This window comes from Haloarcula sp. S1AR25-4, from assembly GCF_031624555.1.
Classification (GTDB): domain Archaea; phylum Halobacteriota; class Halobacteria; order Halobacteriales; family Haloarculaceae; genus Haloarcula; species Haloarcula pellucida.
Genome location: NZ_JAMQOR010000005.1, coordinates 1 through 14,458, shown reverse-complemented (window position 1 = coordinate 14,458; position 14,458 = coordinate 1). Strand labels below are relative to the sequence as shown.

General features: G+C 67.8%; 19 protein-coding genes. 10 read left to right on the top strand and 9 right to left on the bottom strand.

The genetic code is table 11. The features are described from left to right. Positions 1-5: 5 nt before the first annotated feature. Entirely contained in the window at positions 6-1,322 is a 1,317-nt protein-coding gene (locus NDI85_RS19265; protein WP_188998000.1) for a hypothetical protein, read from the bottom strand. Between the two features lie 89 nt (positions 1,323-1,411). On the opposite strand from NDI85_RS19265, the gene NDI85_RS19260 reads away from it, so the two are divergent. Continuing rightward, entirely contained in the window at positions 1,412-1,678 is a 267-nt protein-coding gene (locus NDI85_RS19260) for a DUF2249 domain-containing protein (RefSeq protein WP_188998003.1), read from the top strand. After that, positions 1,675-1,953 carry a glutamyl-tRNA reductase gene (locus tag NDI85_RS19255; protein ID WP_310916683.1) on the top strand — a complete coding sequence of 93 codons (279 nt, stop codon included), beginning with the start codon at positions 1,675-1,677 and terminating at the stop codon, positions 1,951-1,953. The genes NDI85_RS19260 and NDI85_RS19255 overlap by 4 nt, the downstream gene beginning before the upstream one ends. Before the next feature lies 1 nt (position 1,954). On the opposite strand, the gene NDI85_RS19250 is transcribed toward NDI85_RS19255, so the two are convergent. From NDI85_RS19250 to NDI85_RS19235, 4 genes are all read right to left on the bottom strand, one after another. Further along, positions 1,955-2,407, bottom strand: coding sequence for a thiol-disulfide oxidoreductase DCC family protein (locus NDI85_RS19250; RefSeq protein ID WP_188998009.1), 453 nt, complete (start codon positions 2,405-2,407; stop codon positions 1,955-1,957). Positions 2,408-2,499: 92 nt separating this feature from the next. Next, positions 2,500-2,817: a cupin domain-containing protein gene (locus NDI85_RS19245; RefSeq protein ID WP_310916682.1), complete on the bottom strand. Its 318-nt coding sequence runs from the start codon at positions 2,815-2,817 to the stop codon at positions 2,500-2,502. Further along, entirely contained in the window at positions 2,814-3,050 is a 237-nt protein-coding gene (locus tag NDI85_RS19240) for a DUF2249 domain-containing protein (protein ID WP_310916681.1), read from the bottom strand. Before NDI85_RS19240 ends, NDI85_RS19245 begins: the two co-directional genes overlap by 4 nt. Positions 3,051-3,101: 51 nt before the next feature. Continuing rightward, entirely contained in the window at positions 3,102-3,473 is a 372-nt protein-coding gene (locus tag NDI85_RS19235; protein ID WP_188998019.1) for a cupin domain-containing protein, read from the bottom strand. Between the two features lie 89 nt (positions 3,474-3,562). On the opposite strand from NDI85_RS19235, the gene NDI85_RS19230 reads away from it, so the two are divergent. The 5 genes from NDI85_RS19230 to purL all read left to right on the top strand — a co-directional run bounded on the left by NDI85_RS19230 (position 3,563) and on the right by purL (position 8,091). Beyond that, the gene (locus NDI85_RS19230; protein WP_310916680.1) at positions 3,563-4,123 is read left to right on the top strand and encodes a hypothetical protein; all 561 of its coding nucleotides are present in this window, start codon (positions 3,563-3,565) and stop codon (positions 4,121-4,123) included. A 55-nt stretch (positions 4,124-4,178) separates the two neighbouring features. Continuing rightward, entirely contained in the window at positions 4,179-4,487 is a 309-nt protein-coding gene (locus NDI85_RS19225) for a hypothetical protein (protein WP_310916679.1), read from the top strand. Positions 4,488-4,530: 43 nt separating this feature from the next. After that, positions 4,531-5,121 carry a TetR/AcrR family transcriptional regulator gene (locus NDI85_RS19220; protein ID WP_310916678.1) on the top strand — a complete coding sequence of 197 codons (591 nt, stop codon included), beginning with the start codon at positions 4,531-4,533 and terminating at the stop codon, positions 5,119-5,121. Between the two features lie 91 nt (positions 5,122-5,212). Further along, the gene (locus NDI85_RS19215; RefSeq protein WP_310916677.1) at positions 5,213-5,866 is read left to right on the top strand and encodes a DUF2306 domain-containing protein; all 654 of its coding nucleotides are present in this window, start codon (positions 5,213-5,215) and stop codon (positions 5,864-5,866) included. Positions 5,867-5,925: 59 nt separating this feature from the next. Beyond that, positions 5,926-8,091, top strand: a complete 2,166-nt coding sequence (gene purL, locus NDI85_RS19210) for a phosphoribosylformylglycinamidine synthase subunit PurL (RefSeq protein WP_310916676.1) — start codon at positions 5,926-5,928, stop codon at positions 8,089-8,091. A gap of 1 nt (position 8,092) precedes the next feature. Here purL and NDI85_RS19205 read toward each other — a convergent pair whose 3' ends face one another. Genes NDI85_RS19205 through NDI85_RS19195 form a run of 3 tightly spaced genes read right to left on the bottom strand, consistent with a single transcriptional unit; the run spans position 8,093 to position 10,765 of the window. Next, a complete protein-coding gene (locus NDI85_RS19205) occupies positions 8,093-9,310 on the bottom strand; it encodes a PAS domain-containing sensor histidine kinase (protein ID WP_310916675.1) in 1,218 nt (405 codons plus the stop codon). Between the two features lie 3 nt (positions 9,311-9,313). After that, positions 9,314-10,519, bottom strand: a complete 1,206-nt coding sequence (locus NDI85_RS19200; protein ID WP_229783134.1) for an FIST signal transduction protein — start codon at positions 10,517-10,519, stop codon at positions 9,314-9,316. 54 nt (positions 10,520-10,573) lie between these two features. After that, positions 10,574-10,765: a hypothetical protein gene (locus NDI85_RS19195; RefSeq protein ID WP_166971153.1), complete on the bottom strand. Its 192-nt coding sequence runs from the start codon at positions 10,763-10,765 to the stop codon at positions 10,574-10,576. A 105-nt stretch (positions 10,766-10,870) separates the two neighbouring features. Between NDI85_RS19195 and NDI85_RS19190 the strand changes: the two genes are divergently transcribed. From NDI85_RS19190 to NDI85_RS19180, 3 genes are all read left to right on the top strand, one after another. Next, the gene (locus tag NDI85_RS19190) at positions 10,871-11,950 is read left to right on the top strand and encodes a PQQ-binding-like beta-propeller repeat protein (protein ID WP_310916674.1); all 1,080 of its coding nucleotides are present in this window, start codon (positions 10,871-10,873) and stop codon (positions 11,948-11,950) included. An 82-nt stretch (positions 11,951-12,032) separates the two neighbouring features. After that, complete coding sequence (gene hisF, locus NDI85_RS19185; protein ID WP_310916673.1) at positions 12,033-12,848, top strand: imidazole glycerol phosphate synthase subunit HisF; 816 nt, start codon at positions 12,033-12,035, stop codon at positions 12,846-12,848. Between the two features lie 90 nt (positions 12,849-12,938). Then, positions 12,939-13,799 (top strand): hypothetical protein, encoded by an 861-nt coding sequence (locus NDI85_RS19180; RefSeq protein WP_310916672.1) that lies wholly within the window; start codon positions 12,939-12,941, stop codon positions 13,797-13,799. An 18-nt stretch (positions 13,800-13,817) separates the two neighbouring features. On the opposite strand, the gene NDI85_RS19175 is transcribed toward NDI85_RS19180, so the two are convergent. Next, positions 13,818-14,102, bottom strand: coding sequence for a DNA-directed RNA polymerase subunit L (locus NDI85_RS19175; RefSeq protein WP_188998052.1), 285 nt, complete (start codon positions 14,100-14,102; stop codon positions 13,818-13,820). Positions 14,103-14,458 lie beyond the last annotated feature (356 nt).

Sequence of the window (14,458 nt, the reverse complement as noted above, 5' to 3'; positions counted from 1 at the left end):
GCGAGTCAGGACTCGGACTCCTCGACGAACCGCCCCCCGACCAGTACCGGCAGCGATTGGGGCCCGTGTTCGACGAGGACGCCGAGGAGGTTGCCCGCGAACAGCGCGGCCCCGACGAACGCGAGGACGCCTGCGAGCAGACTGCTCCCGGTCGGTACGGGAGCGATTGCAGCCACGAGGACGGCGACGGTAGCGAGGCCGAGACAGGCCCCGTCGGCGAGCGCGACCCGGTCGTCGTACAGGTCGTCGATCATCGGGACGTCCTCGAACCCGAGGCGGTCGCTGTAGCGGTGGACCCAGACGATGAACGGGACGACGTGGTACAGCGTCCCGAGGACGACGAACCCGACGCCGCCGACCAGCAGCAGCGTCCCGACTGCCGGGTGTCCGAACAGGCTGCCGTAGGCGATCGGGTCCTGCCACCACGCCCACGCCGAGAGCGGCGCCCAGACCACCAGCGTGACGGCGACGACGGCGTAGCGGGTGAGCATCGGCGTGCGCTCGACGCTCGCGGCGAGGAGCCGACGGGCCAGCAACAGGCCGACGACGGCCAGTCCGCCGGCGACGAGGACGCCACCGACGCGAGCGAGTGCGGGAATCCCCAGCAGCCGTCCGCCGGCGAGGAGGAGGACGCCGAGTGGGTAGCCCACCGTCTCCGCTCGCTGGAGCAGGCCGCCGACGCGAGTGGCGTCGGTCTGGGTGAACATCGGCGCGAGTTGCGCGAGCGCGCCCGCCACGGTGGTCAAGACTGCGCCGAACACCGCGAGCGTGGCGTGAGCCGACAGGAGGTCGGCCCGCGTGACGCCGACCATCGGGAGGACGCCGACGGCGTGGTCGAGCGCCAGTACGACGCCCGCGCTCGTCACGAGGACGAAAAAGCCCAGCGCCGCGGCGAAGTGGGCGGTCGTCACGTCCCACTCGGCGTCGGCGAGCGTCCGACCGATCGTGTAGACGAACGTCCAGACGCCCGCGACGGCGAACACACCGGCCACGGGGAGGACGGCCGTGACGCCGAACAGGAGGCCACCGGCCAATCCCGCGAACCCGACGGCCGCGAGTGGCAACTGGGCGGCAGCGAGCCGGCGAGAGTGCAGGGCGACGCCCGACCACACGGGGACGAACTGCGTCATCGCCCCCATGATGGTGAGACAGACCCAGCCAGCGAGCAACAGGTGGACCTGTGCGAGGTGGCCGCCGCGGCCGCCCGCTACCCCGACGGCCACGCCGGCCACGAGGAAGGCCAGCGCGACGACGAAGTGGCGCAACGGCACCGTCATCGGCGGCCCAGCGTCCGTATCGACGTTCCCGGGTATCGCGCTCATCACTCGGTGGTTAGAGCGCCGGCCTGCTGTCGGTGTGGCCGAACACGTTCGGGGAAACCGACGGCGCGGACGAGCGTCAATCCTCGCGTATGTCACTGGCAACCGACGCCGTCCTCGCCCAGACGGACGCACCGGCCGACGCACCGACAGAACGCCTCGACGTACGCGAACTGGGACCGCCGAAGCCGCTGGCCGAGACGCTGGAACTGCTGCCGACGCTCGACGACGACACCGTCCTCGTCCAGTACAACGACCGCGCGCCACAGCACCTCTATCCGAAACTCGAGGACCGCGGCTACGACTACGAGACCGTCGACACCGACGAGGCGACGGTGACGGTCATCTGGAACCGATGAGTGTGAACGACGACATCCACGAGACGACGCCGGACGTAGAACAGGCAATCGGACAGATAGAGTCCCGTGCCGCCGGGATTCGGGCAGAGCAACTCGAACAGGCGCTCACACAGTTGCGAGCGCAGGGCGACCTGACCGACGAACAGACGGCCGCCGTCGAGCGCCTGAGCGAACGGCTGGCTGAGCGACTGCTCGCGGTCCCGCGGGAGAGTCTCCGCCAGTCTAGCAACGCCGGGGACCGGACCGTCGAGACGGCCGTCGAACTGTTCGGCTGAGCTAGCCGAGGAAGCGGTCGCGCACGTCGTCGTCGGGCACCATACACTGGTCCTTGCGCCCGAACCAGTCGTATCGGTTCTCCGCGACGACGTCGTAGGCGGCGTCCCGTATCCCACGGGGCACGAGTCGCCCGACGCTCGCGAGACTGTAGGGCCACCCGAGCAGTTCCGCCACGCGGATAGCCGCCGCCGACTTCCGGTACACCTCGTCGCCCTCGACGAGGACGACGGACTCCATGTCGTCGGTCGGCAGGCCGACTCGCTCCAGCAGTTCCGTCCCGGCCTCGGACTGCAGCGGTGCGAACCTGAGGAGTCCCGTGGGGTCCCGCGGGATGACGAACTGGACGGTCCCGTTACAGAGATTGCAGACGCCGTCGAACAGCAGTACGGGGCGGTCGCCCACCGGCGCGTCGTCGGTCACGGCTGCCGCCTCCGAGCGGTTGTCAGCGTCCATCGTGCCGTAACACCCATGGACGCTCTACGGCGTCCGGCCTGAAAACGTCGTTCGTCCCGGCTACCGCTGTCACCGCGGCGGTCCCGGCGTAGTTACGCCGACTCGGCGAGGACCAGCAACGCCTCGCAGTCGGTGACGGCGGCCGGCGAGATGTCCTGGTCGCCGTCGAAGCGGGCGAAGTCGCCCGCCGAGAGCGAGAGCGTCGTCTCGCCCAGCGTCAGGTCCACCTCGCCGTCCAGCAGGTGGAAGACGATGTCCCGGCCCGGATGCTGATGTGGCGGCACCTCGTCGCCCGCTGACAGCGTCAGTCGGACCGTCTTCGGTTCGCCCTCGAACAACTGCGCGCGGCCCGACCCGTCGAGGTCGGACAGCGAGACGCGTTCGAGGCCGGCGGCGTCGGCGCCGCTCATGCTTTCTTCGGGAGGTCGGCGACGTACTTGCCCTCCTCCTCCTTACGGCAGTCGTAGCGCTCGGCGTCGAACGCGTCGACTTCCGCCTGCAGTTCGTAGAACAGCGGCTTCGGTTCGTGGTCGTTGACGATGCGGAGCGTCTCACCCGGCTCCAGTTCGTCGAACGCGGAGTGGATGGTCGGGTGTCGCTCGGGCGGTGCCATGTTGCGTAAGTCGAGTTTCGCGGCGGGCATCACTCGGCGGTTCGCCGTCACCGGCGGAGGGACTTCTCCCGAATATGTTCGTCACTCGGGGTCGAACTCGCCCCGTTTCAGCCCCCGGCGCACCGGTTCGTGTTCGGCGTCGGTCGGCGGCGGCGCGGTGACGAGCGTCGCTTCGAGTCGGCCGCTGTCCGCTCTGATGCCACGGTCCGCGCCCGCCGGAACCGCCACCACGTCGCCGGCGCTTACCGAGCGCTCCTCGTCGCCGTCGCGGATCGTTCCCTCGCCGCTGAGGACGGTTATCGCCACGTCGCTGTCCGGGGCGTGGACCGGAATGAACTGTCCGGGTTCGAAGTACCCCAGTACGACTTTCTGGCGCTCCGTCTCGTGAATCGTCTGTGCCGAGAATCCGTCGTCTACGTACTCGCGTTCGGCGTCGATGCTCGTGGTTACCATCACGCGGACGTGGGTCGCACTTGCTGGAGGGGATTCTGCCGAACGTGTTCGGGGACACTGTCTGTGGGGTGGAGCGTCTACCTCCGTTCATGAGTCTCCTCTCCGGCATCCGCGGCGGCGACGACACCGGATTCGACGACTACGACGTGTTCGTCCCCGAACACGTCCCCGACCCGGGCGAGGTCTTGGAGGGCCACGACGTGCTGACCGACGCCGACCACGCTGCGTTCCACCGCGTGACGATGGGCCTGTTCGCCGAACGCGGCGTCTACGATATGACCTTCGGCTACAACCTCGCCCGCCTGAACCTGGACCACCGACACCCCGACGCCGGGTTCCGGTACGCACGCGAGGTCGACGACCCGGCGGTCCTGCGAGCCGAGTTCACGCCGACCACGGAGTTCTGCCCGCAGAGCGATACCCTCACCGTCGGCGCGTTTCGCGCGTGGAACGGCCTCACTGAGCGCCACGAGTACGACCTCGTGAGGGTGCGTGTCGATTCGATGCACCACCAGAGCGTCGCCATCAACGGCAAACTGCAGCAACTCGAAGCGACGTACCGCGAGACGGGGGAGATACCGGACGACCCCGGGAGTGCAGACGACGGCGACGACCTACCGGACGAGACGGACGTGGAGACGCCGTTCTGAGGGTGCGAACACCTTCGGGACTGACGACTCTCGAGCGGAGAGCCAACCCGCGTGTATGTCCGACCGCGACGAGACGGTCCGTTCGCTAGCCGCCGACATCGCCGCTCGCCCCGACGTCGCCGACGCGTGGACGGCAAAGAGTTTCACCGACCGACTGCTCGTCGTCGAACTCCCCGCCGAGTGCGACCTTCCCGAGTCCACAGTCGAGACGCTTCGCGACCGCGGATTCGTCGGTGCCGAGGAGGTGTACGACGTCGACGGGGCCGACGACGCGGCGTTCGCCGGCCACCTAGACGACGCGCGGCGCTACCGCTTCGTCGACGTCGAGAGCCGCGGCGAACACCGGTCGTACGTCGTCGAGTAGCCCGGTGCGAAACGCTGAAGCGAGTGAGCGCTCACTCGACGGTATGCCGGAGATGGACGCCGACGCCCGCGCCGAGGTCGTACGCGCGGTCCGACGGGCGCTCGCCGAACACGGGTACGAACGGCTCACGACGGCGAAGATAGCCGAGGAGTACGAGAACAGCGAGGCGGGCCTCTACTACTACTTCGACAGCAAGGACGAGATGATAGCGGCGTTTCTCGAAGACGCGGCCGGTCAGTTGGGCGAGGAACTGGCGGCGCGTGACGCCGAGGGTCCGGCGGCGGAGTTGCGGGCCGCCTGTGCGTCGCTGTTTCGCTCGCCGGGCGAGGAGGGCGCGGGCCTCCACGTCGCCGTCATGGAACTGCTCTCGCACGCACCGTACAACGAGACGCTACGGGAACCACTGCTCGCGCTCGAATCCGCCACGCTGGACGAACTCGAACGCATCGTCACCGAGGGCGTCGAGGAGGGCGTGTTTCGGGACGTTGACCCGCGAGCGACCGCCGCGTTCCTGCTGGCCGCCGCCGACGGGTCGACCGGGTTTCACGTCGCACTGGAGATGGACGTGGGAGAGGACCTCCGCAGGGCGTGGTCGGCGTATATCGATAGTTTACTGGCCGAGACGGATAGCTGAGTATCCACTCAGTACGTTTATTGTCACCGTCGCCGAACGATCACCCGATGCGACAGCAACCGACGGACGGCGGGTTCGGGAGGACCGGGGAATGACGACGGTGGAAACGGCCACGCTGTGGGTCCACATCGCGGCTGGCTTTCTCGCGCTGTTCGCGGGGGTGGGGGCGTTCGTCACGGAGAAAGGCGGCCTGCGACACCGACGTGCGGGCCGCGCGTACGTCTACGGGATGGTCGTCGTCGCCGCGACGGCGCTCGCGCTGTTCGCTCTCGACCCGACGGCGACGCGGCAGTTCCTCGCTTTGGTCGCCGTCTTCAGCTTCTACTTCGTGTTCTCTGGCTATCGGGTTCTCTCGCGGAAGCGACCGGCCGACGCGCCGACCGCCGTCGACTGGGGTGCGGTCACGCTGTACGGCCTCGCCAGCGTCGGCCTCCTCGCCATGGGCACGCTCCAGTTACTCGCCGACAACGGCTTCGCCGTGGTGGTGCTCGTGTTCGGCGTCCTCGGAACCGTCCTCACCGTCGCCGACGTCCGGTCGTTCCGCACCGAGGCCGACCCGCGGGCGTGGCTCGGCGAACACGTCACCCGGATGGGAGCGGGCTACATCGCCACCGTGACAGCGTTCTCGGCGGTGAACTTCGTGTTCCTCCCACCGGTGGGCCGATGGCTGTGGCCCACGCTCCTCGGGACGCCGCTGTTGGTGTATCTCCAGCGCCGGTACGAAGCGCGCTTTGTGTCAGCGTAGTCGCCGCCGACGCACCTGCATGGAAAGCGATTTAGCCGGCCGGTGGCCACGGGAACCTAATGAGCCTGTCCGACGCGGACCACGACATCGTGGTCGACGAAATCGGTCGGGAGCCAACCCGAGCGGAGGCCGCTCTCTTCGAGAATCTCTGGAGCGAACACTGTGCGTATCGCTCCTCTCGACCGCTCCTGACGGCGTTCGACTCCGAGGGCGACCAGGTCGTCATCGGCCCCGGCGACGACGCCGCGGTCGTCTCGCTCCCGAGCCACGGCGACGGCGAGGAGATGTACATCACGATGGGCGTCGAGTCCCACAACCACCCCTCCTACGTCGACCCGTTCGACGGCGCCGCCACCGGCGTCGGCGGCATCGTCCGCGACACCCTCTCGATGGGCGCCTACCCCATCGCGCTCGCGGACTGCCTCTACTTCGGCGACTTCGAGCGAGAACACTCCCGTTACCTCTTCGAGGGCGTCGTCGAGGGCATCTCCCACTACGGGAACTGCATCGGCGTCCCGACGGTCACCGGGTCGGTCGCGTTCCACGACGACTACGAGGGCAACCCGCTCGTCAACGTCTCCTGTATCGGCCTGATGGAGCCAGAGCGCACCATCACCGCCGAGGCGCAGGAACCGGGCAACAAACTCGTCCTCGTCGGGAACTCCACCGGGCGCGACGGCCTCGGCGGCGCCTCCTTCGCCAGCGAGGACCTCGCGGAGGACGCCGAGACGGAGGACCGACCGGCCGTGCAGGTCGGGGACCCCTACACGGAGAAACTCCTCATCGAGTGCAACGAGGCGCTACTGGACGAGGCCCTCGTCGAGTCGGCCCGCGACCTCGGAGCGGCCGGCCTCGGGGGGGCGTCCTCTGAACTCGTCGCGAAGGGCGGTCTCGGTGCGGAAATCGAACTCGACCGCGTCCACGAGCGCGAACCCGACATGAACGCCATGGAGTACCTGCTCGCCGAGAGTCAGGAGCGCATGGTGTACGAAGTCGCGCCGGAGAACGTCGACCGCGTCGCCGAACTCGCCGAGCGCTACGACCTCGGCTGCTCGGTCATCGGCGAACTCACCGAACCCGGGACGAACTACGTCTGTACCTTCGAGGGCGAGACGGTCGTCGACGTCGAGGCGGAGTTCCTCGGGGACGGCGCGCCGATGAACGACCTGCCGGCCGAAGAACCGCCCGAACAGGAGCGCGACCTCCCGACCGTCAACCTCTCCGAGGCGTTCGAGCGCATCGTCGCCAGCCCGAACACCGCCTCCAAACGGTGGGTCTACCGCCAGTACGACCACGAGGTGCAGGTCCGCACGAGCGTCCTGCCGGGCGACGACGCCGCCCTGCTGGCCATCCGCGAGGCCGGCACGGGGCTTGCCTTCTCGGCCGGCGCCGACCCCAACTGGACCGACGCCGCGCCCTACGAGGGCGCCCGCGCCGTGGCGCTGGAGAACGCCACCAACGTCGCCGCGAAGGGCGCCGTGCCCCACGCCGCCGTCGACTGTCTGAACGGCGGCAACCCCGAGAAGCCCGACGTCTACGGCGGCTTCAAGGGCATCGTCGACGGCCTCGCAGACATGTGCAGCGACCTCGACGTGCCCGTCGTCGGCGGCAACGTCTCGCTGTACAACGACTCGGTGACCGGCCCCATCCCGCCGACGCCGACGCTCGCACTGGTCGGCGTCAAAGAGGGGTACGACGCCCCGCCGATGGACCTCTCCGGCGAGGGGACCCTCGTCGTCGTCGGCGACGCCGCCCTCGAAGGCGAGGCCGACCCGCGCCTCGGTGGCTCGGAGTACACCGCCGTCTTCGGCGGCACCGACGCCTTCCCCGAACTCCCTGCCGACCCGACGGGCCTCGTCCAGACCATCGCCGAGGTGGCCGACGAGGACCACGTACTCGCCTCCCACGACGTGAGCCACGGCGGCCTCGCGGTCGCACTCGCCGAGATGGTCCACGAGGACGCCGGCGCCAGCGTCGACGTCGAGACGGTCGAACGCGGCACCCGGAAGCGCCTCCTGTTCAACGAACGGCCCGGTCGCGTCGTCTTCGAGACCACCGACCCAGCAGCCGTCCACGAGGCCTTCGACGGCGTCGCCCCAGTGACTGAACTGGGCGAGGCAAACGGCTCGAACCACCTCTCGCTCACCGTCAACGACGAGACGCTCCAGTACCACGCGAGCGAGATCACCGACCTCCGGTCGACCATCGACGACGAACTGGCCTGAGTCAGCGCCTGATCTCGAACCTCGCGCCGCCCGTCTCGCTCTCCGTGACGCTGACCGACCAGCCGTGGGCTTCCGCGATGCTCTGGACGATTGACAGGCCGAACCCGGTTCCATCGGTATCGGTGCTGTACCCGTGTTCGAACACCCGTTCGCGGTCGGCGGCGGCGATGCCGGGTCCGTCGTCGGCGACGTAGAACCCGTCGCGGCCACCCTCGCCGAGCGTCCCAACGGTGACGGCCACCGCCGGGCCGGCGTGTTCGACCGCGTTCCGATAGAGGTTCTCGAACAGTTGCTGGAGGCGGTCGGGGTCGCCGTCGACGGACACGGGCGCGTCCACGGTCAGCGTCGCATCGGCCGTATCGACCTGTGCCCACGCGTCGGTGGACACAGTCTCGAGGTCGACCCGCTGGGTCGACCCGACGACCTGTCCCTGTCTGGCGAGTTCGAGCAAGTCTTCGAGGAGTGATTCCATCCGGTCGTGGGCGTCGTGGACGGCTTGCAGGCGCTCTCGAACCGTCTCGTCGTCGACCGTCTCGAGCAAGAGGTCGGTGTGACCGGCGGCGACGCTGAGCGGGTTCCGAAGGTCGTGGCTGACGATGCTCACGAACTCGTCGAGGCGCTCGTTCTGTGACGCGAGTTGCTGCTCGCGGCGCTTGCGCTCGCTGATGTCGGTGTAGATGCCGTACCCTTCGACCTCGCCGCCCTCGCGGGCGACGATGACGCTCCGGAACAGGTACGTCCGGGCCTCGCCGGTAGCGGTTATCCGTGTGACTTCCTGTTCGGACTGGTCGGTATTTTGCCACCAGTTGGCGACGATGTCGGCAGCGGCCTGATCGGGTGTCGAGATGAGCGCCGGGAGCGACGCTCCGACCGCTTCCTCCCGCGTGTAGCCGAACTCGACTTCGAAGGCGTCGTTGACCGAACTGACGTACGGTTCCTGCTGGTCGAACGTGACGACGACGGCCGGGTCCGGGATGTTCTCGAGGAGCGCGGCGAACCGCTCTTGGGCCGCCAGTTGGACGCGAAGTTCGCTCGCGACGAGGGTGATGTACCCGTCGTGTTCGTGGTGGATGATCTCACAGACGTCGCGGGCGTCCGTGTTCGTCATCGACGAAGACCCCTCGATACCGATGTCGGCCATCGCCTCGTCGACGACGGACTCCGCCTTCTCGATGCCCACCGTCTCCGCGAACTTCGAGACGAGTTCGTTTCGGTCCATCGGTTACTCGGGCAACAGGAAGGCGACCGTCGTCGTGTTGTGAAAGCCGCTGAGTTGTCCCATCTGCATACACAGTTCTCCGTACGTCTCGAATCCGGCGAAGGGAACCGAGAGGACAGACGCCAGTTCGTCGACGGCATCGGAGAACTCGTCCTGCAGGATTATCTCGCGGCAGGCACAGTCGAAGATGAATCCACCGGCGAGGTCACCTTCGGCGAGCGCGACTGCTTCCTCGGCGACTCGGCGGACGGAGTCTATCTGACTCTCCTGGCCCCCGTACATCACGCGGAGGACGGTCCCCTCGGGGACGTCGACGGCGAACGAGAGCGAGCCATCCTGTCCGATAGACTTTGGCCAGCGTATCTTGAAGCCATTGCCCTGATCGATGCCGAACTCGTAGACGCCCATCAATCGATTCATCTCCTCCGATTCGAGCGAGAGCGCGTCGACGTCGAAGTCAAACGCCGTCACGTGGTCGCGGACCGCGTTTTTCCACACCTCGAAGGCCGGTTCACCGTCGAGTTCGCGGACGACGTTACCCGACCCGTCGGTCACCGCGTGCGGTTCCGAGATGGGTTCGTGACCGTGGTCGACCGAGATGACCGCCCGCTGAGTGCCGGAGACGAGCACCAGAACCAGCGCGTCCTCCGCGACGGTCCCGTCACAGAACACCGGCGTCGACTCCATCTGATAGTTGTCGGACGCCGCCCCGCCGGCGAACCCGACGTGTGGTCCCAGCCGTCGTTGGATCGCGAGTGCCAGTCGCTCGCCGACACCGGCCAGACCGTCGTGTAAGACGAGTGCTGATTGATACGGATAGTCGATGTCGTCGGGCAAGGCGCGTGCGGCCTCTCTGACAGTCCCGTGGATGTTCTCGCCGAGCCCGGTGGCGATGGCGGTGTCGAACCGAAACGAGTCGCTGGTGACCAGTGCCACGGCGATACCGTTTGCCAGCGTCTCGGTCTCGGTGAAGTTCCCGGTGCCCGTACACCCGACGACGGCGGTGTCGTCGTCGACGACGGTCTCGACGCCCGAGAGGACCTCGTGCGGATCGTAACTCGAGTCGACGAAGACCTGACAGAAATCCACTCGGTCGGCATCGAGGCCCCTCCGGGCCGTACTGGTGGCTTCTTGCCCGGCACGTCGTCCGTCGGGCGACACCGAGGTCCCGGTCGAGACCGTCGTCCCTATTGACTGGTCGGGTGACACGATACCATACGTATCACCGAACCCACTTATACCTACCTCCCCCGTTCGGTCCCGTCAGACCAGTGCGAAGGCGATACCGAACGTAAGCGCCAGTCCGACGAGTGCGACGACGGCACCCGTCGACACCTGCGACATCGTGAAGTCGCTCTGGGGAGCCGTCTCGCGAAGCGGCGGTTCCTTCGATGGCAGTTCGACGTTCGCTGGGTCGAACGCCGGTCGGTCGTCCTCGTGATGGTCGTCTCCCATGTACGGGCGTTCTGCAAGCGGCTACCTGTAACTGTCGGATTCGCTCGCTCAAAACCGGTTTTGAGCCACCTGAAGACACTTTTTGCTGGCCCGTCCAGTCGTGGTATGGAGTACACGCGACGGCGCCTGTTGGCGACGGTCGGCGGCCTCGGGAGCGCGGCCGTCGCTGGCTGCCTCGACCGCGTCACCGGCGAGCGCCACGCACGCGTCGCCTGGCACCGGCAGACCGAAGGCACCGTCGGTGCGCTGGCCCTCGCCGACGGAACGCTCGCTGTCCTGACGATGTGGCGCCTGCTCGGGTTCGACACCGGTGGGACGGAACGGTGGCGGGTCCTGCTCGACGACCCCGACGACACCGTCTGCTACGATTCCGGCCTCGACGTGGGCGAGAGCACGCGGGACGGCGAACTCGTGTACGTCTCCGGATGTGACAGCACGCGAGCGGTCCGTCTCGATGGCACGTCTGTCTGGAAGGCCCCCGACGTGACGTCGCTGGAGTCGATTACCGCGGCTGACGGGACAGTGTACGTGAGCGGAGGGGGCCTGACCGCGCTGGACGGCACCGATGGGTCCGTCCGGTGGACGGCCCGCAAAGACACAGACGGCCTCACGCCGGCCGGAGCCACGGCCGATACGGTGGTCGTCGGGAGCGACAGCGGGACCGTCAACGCACTGGCGGCGGCCGACGGGACCGAACGCTGGCACACCGACCTCGGCGCCCACCGAACGCAGACACCCACCGTCGACGACGGCACGGTGTACGTCGCGACGAGCGTCCCAGCGGAAGAGCGTGGCGAGTTGGTGGCTCTGAACGCGGCCGACGGCCGCGAACGGTGGCGGGTCGACACCGGACAGGCACTGGCCGGCAGCAGCCCAGTCGTGACCGGCGAGACCGTGTTGCTCGGGACAGCCAGCGGGTCGCTGCACGCCCACCGACGGGACACCGGGGACCAGCGGTGGCGCTTCGACGCCGCGGATTGGCTCGTGACCCAACCGGCAGTCGGCCCCGACGGCGAGGTGGCCTACGTCGGGAGCAACGACGGCAACTGCTATGGCGTCTCGGTCGCGAGCGGCGAGCAACGGTGGTCGGTCCCGGTCGGATACAGTTCCGTCACGCCCGTGGTCGACGAGGACCGTGTCTTCGTCGGCAGTCACGACGGCCTGTTCGCACTCGACCGGGAGTGAGTCGTCGCGCCCGCCGCCCGCTATCGGCTTTTGCACCAGTCGAAACCGTCAAACGCCCCTGTAGCGAACGAACGGGTACTGAATGACGCTCACGAAACGCATCATCCCCTGTATCGACGTGGACGTCGACGAGAACGGGGACGCCGCCGTCTACACCGGCGTCAACTTCGAGGACCTGGAGTACACCGGCGACCCCGTGGAGATGGCCAAAGCCTACAACGAGTCCGGAGCCGACGAGTTCGTCTTCCTAGACATCACCGCCTCCGCCGAGGGCCGCGAGACGATGCTCGAAACCGTCTCTGCCGTCGCGGACGAGGTGTTCATCCCCCTCACGGTCGGCGGCGGCATCCGCACCCGCGAGGACATCAAGGAGACGCTGCGGGCGGGCGCCGACAAGGTATCCATCAACTCCGGCGCCATCGCGAACCCGGAACTCATCGAAGAGGGCGCGGCGGCGTTCGGCAGTCAGTGCATCGTCATCTCGCTCGACGCCCGCCGGCGCTTCGACGACGAGGGCGAACACTACGTCGAGGTGGACGGCGAGTCCTGCTGGTTCGAGTGCACCGTCAAGGGCGGCCGCGAGGGCACGGGGCTGGACGCCGTCGCGTGGGCGATGGAAGCCGAGGAACGCGGGGCCGGCGAGATTTTCGTCAACTCCATCGACGCCGACGGCACCAAGGACGGCTACGACATCCCGCTGATGAAGGCGGTCTGTGATGCCGTCTCGACGCCCGTCATCGCCTCCTCTGGCTGTGGCGGCCCCGAAGACATGGAAGAGGTGTTCGTCGACGCCGGTGCCGACGCCGGTCTCGCCGCCTCTATCTTCCACTTCGGCGAGTACACGATCGAGGAGACGAAGCAGTACCTAGACAGCAAGGGGATTCCGGTCCGGTTGTAGGACGGGGTGGCGACCGCGGGGGTCCGGCCCCCGTGCTGTTGCACGCCGGTTCCGCGCACTCTTTGTAGCTCGGTCACCTACGGTTACCCAATGGAATGGCGGTGTGAGTGGTGTGGCAAACCTCACGAAGAGAACGACCCGCCCTGTGACAACTGCGGCCACGGCACGTACGAGCGGGCGGTCCAGCCCGTCGGCCCGACCCGGTCCGCAGACGGCGAGGTCCACGGCGGCTCCGTCTGGGTCTGTCAGGACTGTGGCCGCCAGCACCAGCGCAACTCCCCACCCTGCAGGCGGTGTGGGAGCGCGAACTTCGAGCGCGAACGGGTGGCCGATACCGACCCGATGGCGGACATCGGAACGAGTTGGCGGGACGTACTCGAACCGAAGTACGTCGCGGGCTACGCCGCCGTCGCCGTCCTGCTGGGCGTCGTCCTGCTGAGCGTCTTCGGCGTCGTCACGCTCCCGGGATTCGGCAGTGAGGCGGCCGCCGGCCCGCCCGAGATTCCGTCGGCACCCGGTAGCGCCGACACGGCGGACGGCCTCTCGCTGGCGGCCACCGAGGACGCCTACCTCGACGCGCTCAACGAACGCCGCACGAGCGAGGGTGCCGGAGCCCTGACCCGGAACGCGACGGCCGACGACGCCGCGGCCTACTACAACAAGGCCATCGTCGCCGCCCGGGCCGGCGACGGGTCGGGGCCCGAACAGAACGCCTTCGAACGGTTCGGTCTCGCCTGCGAGCGCCCGAACATCGTCGCCTATCAGGTCGCCTACGACCGAACCGGTCGCTCGGTGAGCGACTTCGACAGCGAGGCGGCGCTGGCGGCGTCGCTCGTCGATAGCTACGTCGAGCGCGGGAACCGGTTCCGCGCGGCAGAAGCGGGCACCGTCGGCGTCGATATCCACGTCGCGCCGGACGGCAGCGTGTTCGTCACCTACGTCGTCTGCTGAGAGCGGGAGAGAGACGGCTTACGCCGCGGCCTCGAACGCTTCCGTGAGGCTGTCGGCCTTCTCGATGACGCGGTCCGTGCCGTCTTCGAGGGCGTCCAGCGCGTCGACGCTCGCCTCGGTCTTGATGGTGAGGACGGGGTCGGTCTGGCCACCGGACTGCTCGGGGTTCACGTCGTAGGTCGCCGCCGTGACGCCCTCCGTCTCCAGCAGGGCCCCCTTGATGACGTTCATGAACGTGTGGTCCTCGCCCGCAATCTCGATAGAGAGTTCCGTGTCCGACTTGTCGATGACGCGAAGGTCCATGCCTACGTGTACTCGCTCAGCGGCCCATCAACGTGTCGCTTCTCCGTAGTCGACCGCTCCGTTACGACCGATGCTCACAGATCCCCGAAAGCCCTCGACTGCTCCGTTACGACCGATGCTCACAGATCCCCGAAATCCCTCGACCGCTCCGTTACGACCGATGCTCACAGATCCCCGAAATCCCTCGACCGCTCCGTTACGACCGATGCTCACAGATCCCCGAAATCCCTCGACCGCTCCGTTACGACCGATGCTCACAGATCCCCGAAAGCCCTCGACTGCTCCGTTACGACCGATGCTCACAGATCCCCGAAATCCCTCGACCGCTCCGTTACGACCGATGCTCACAGATCCCC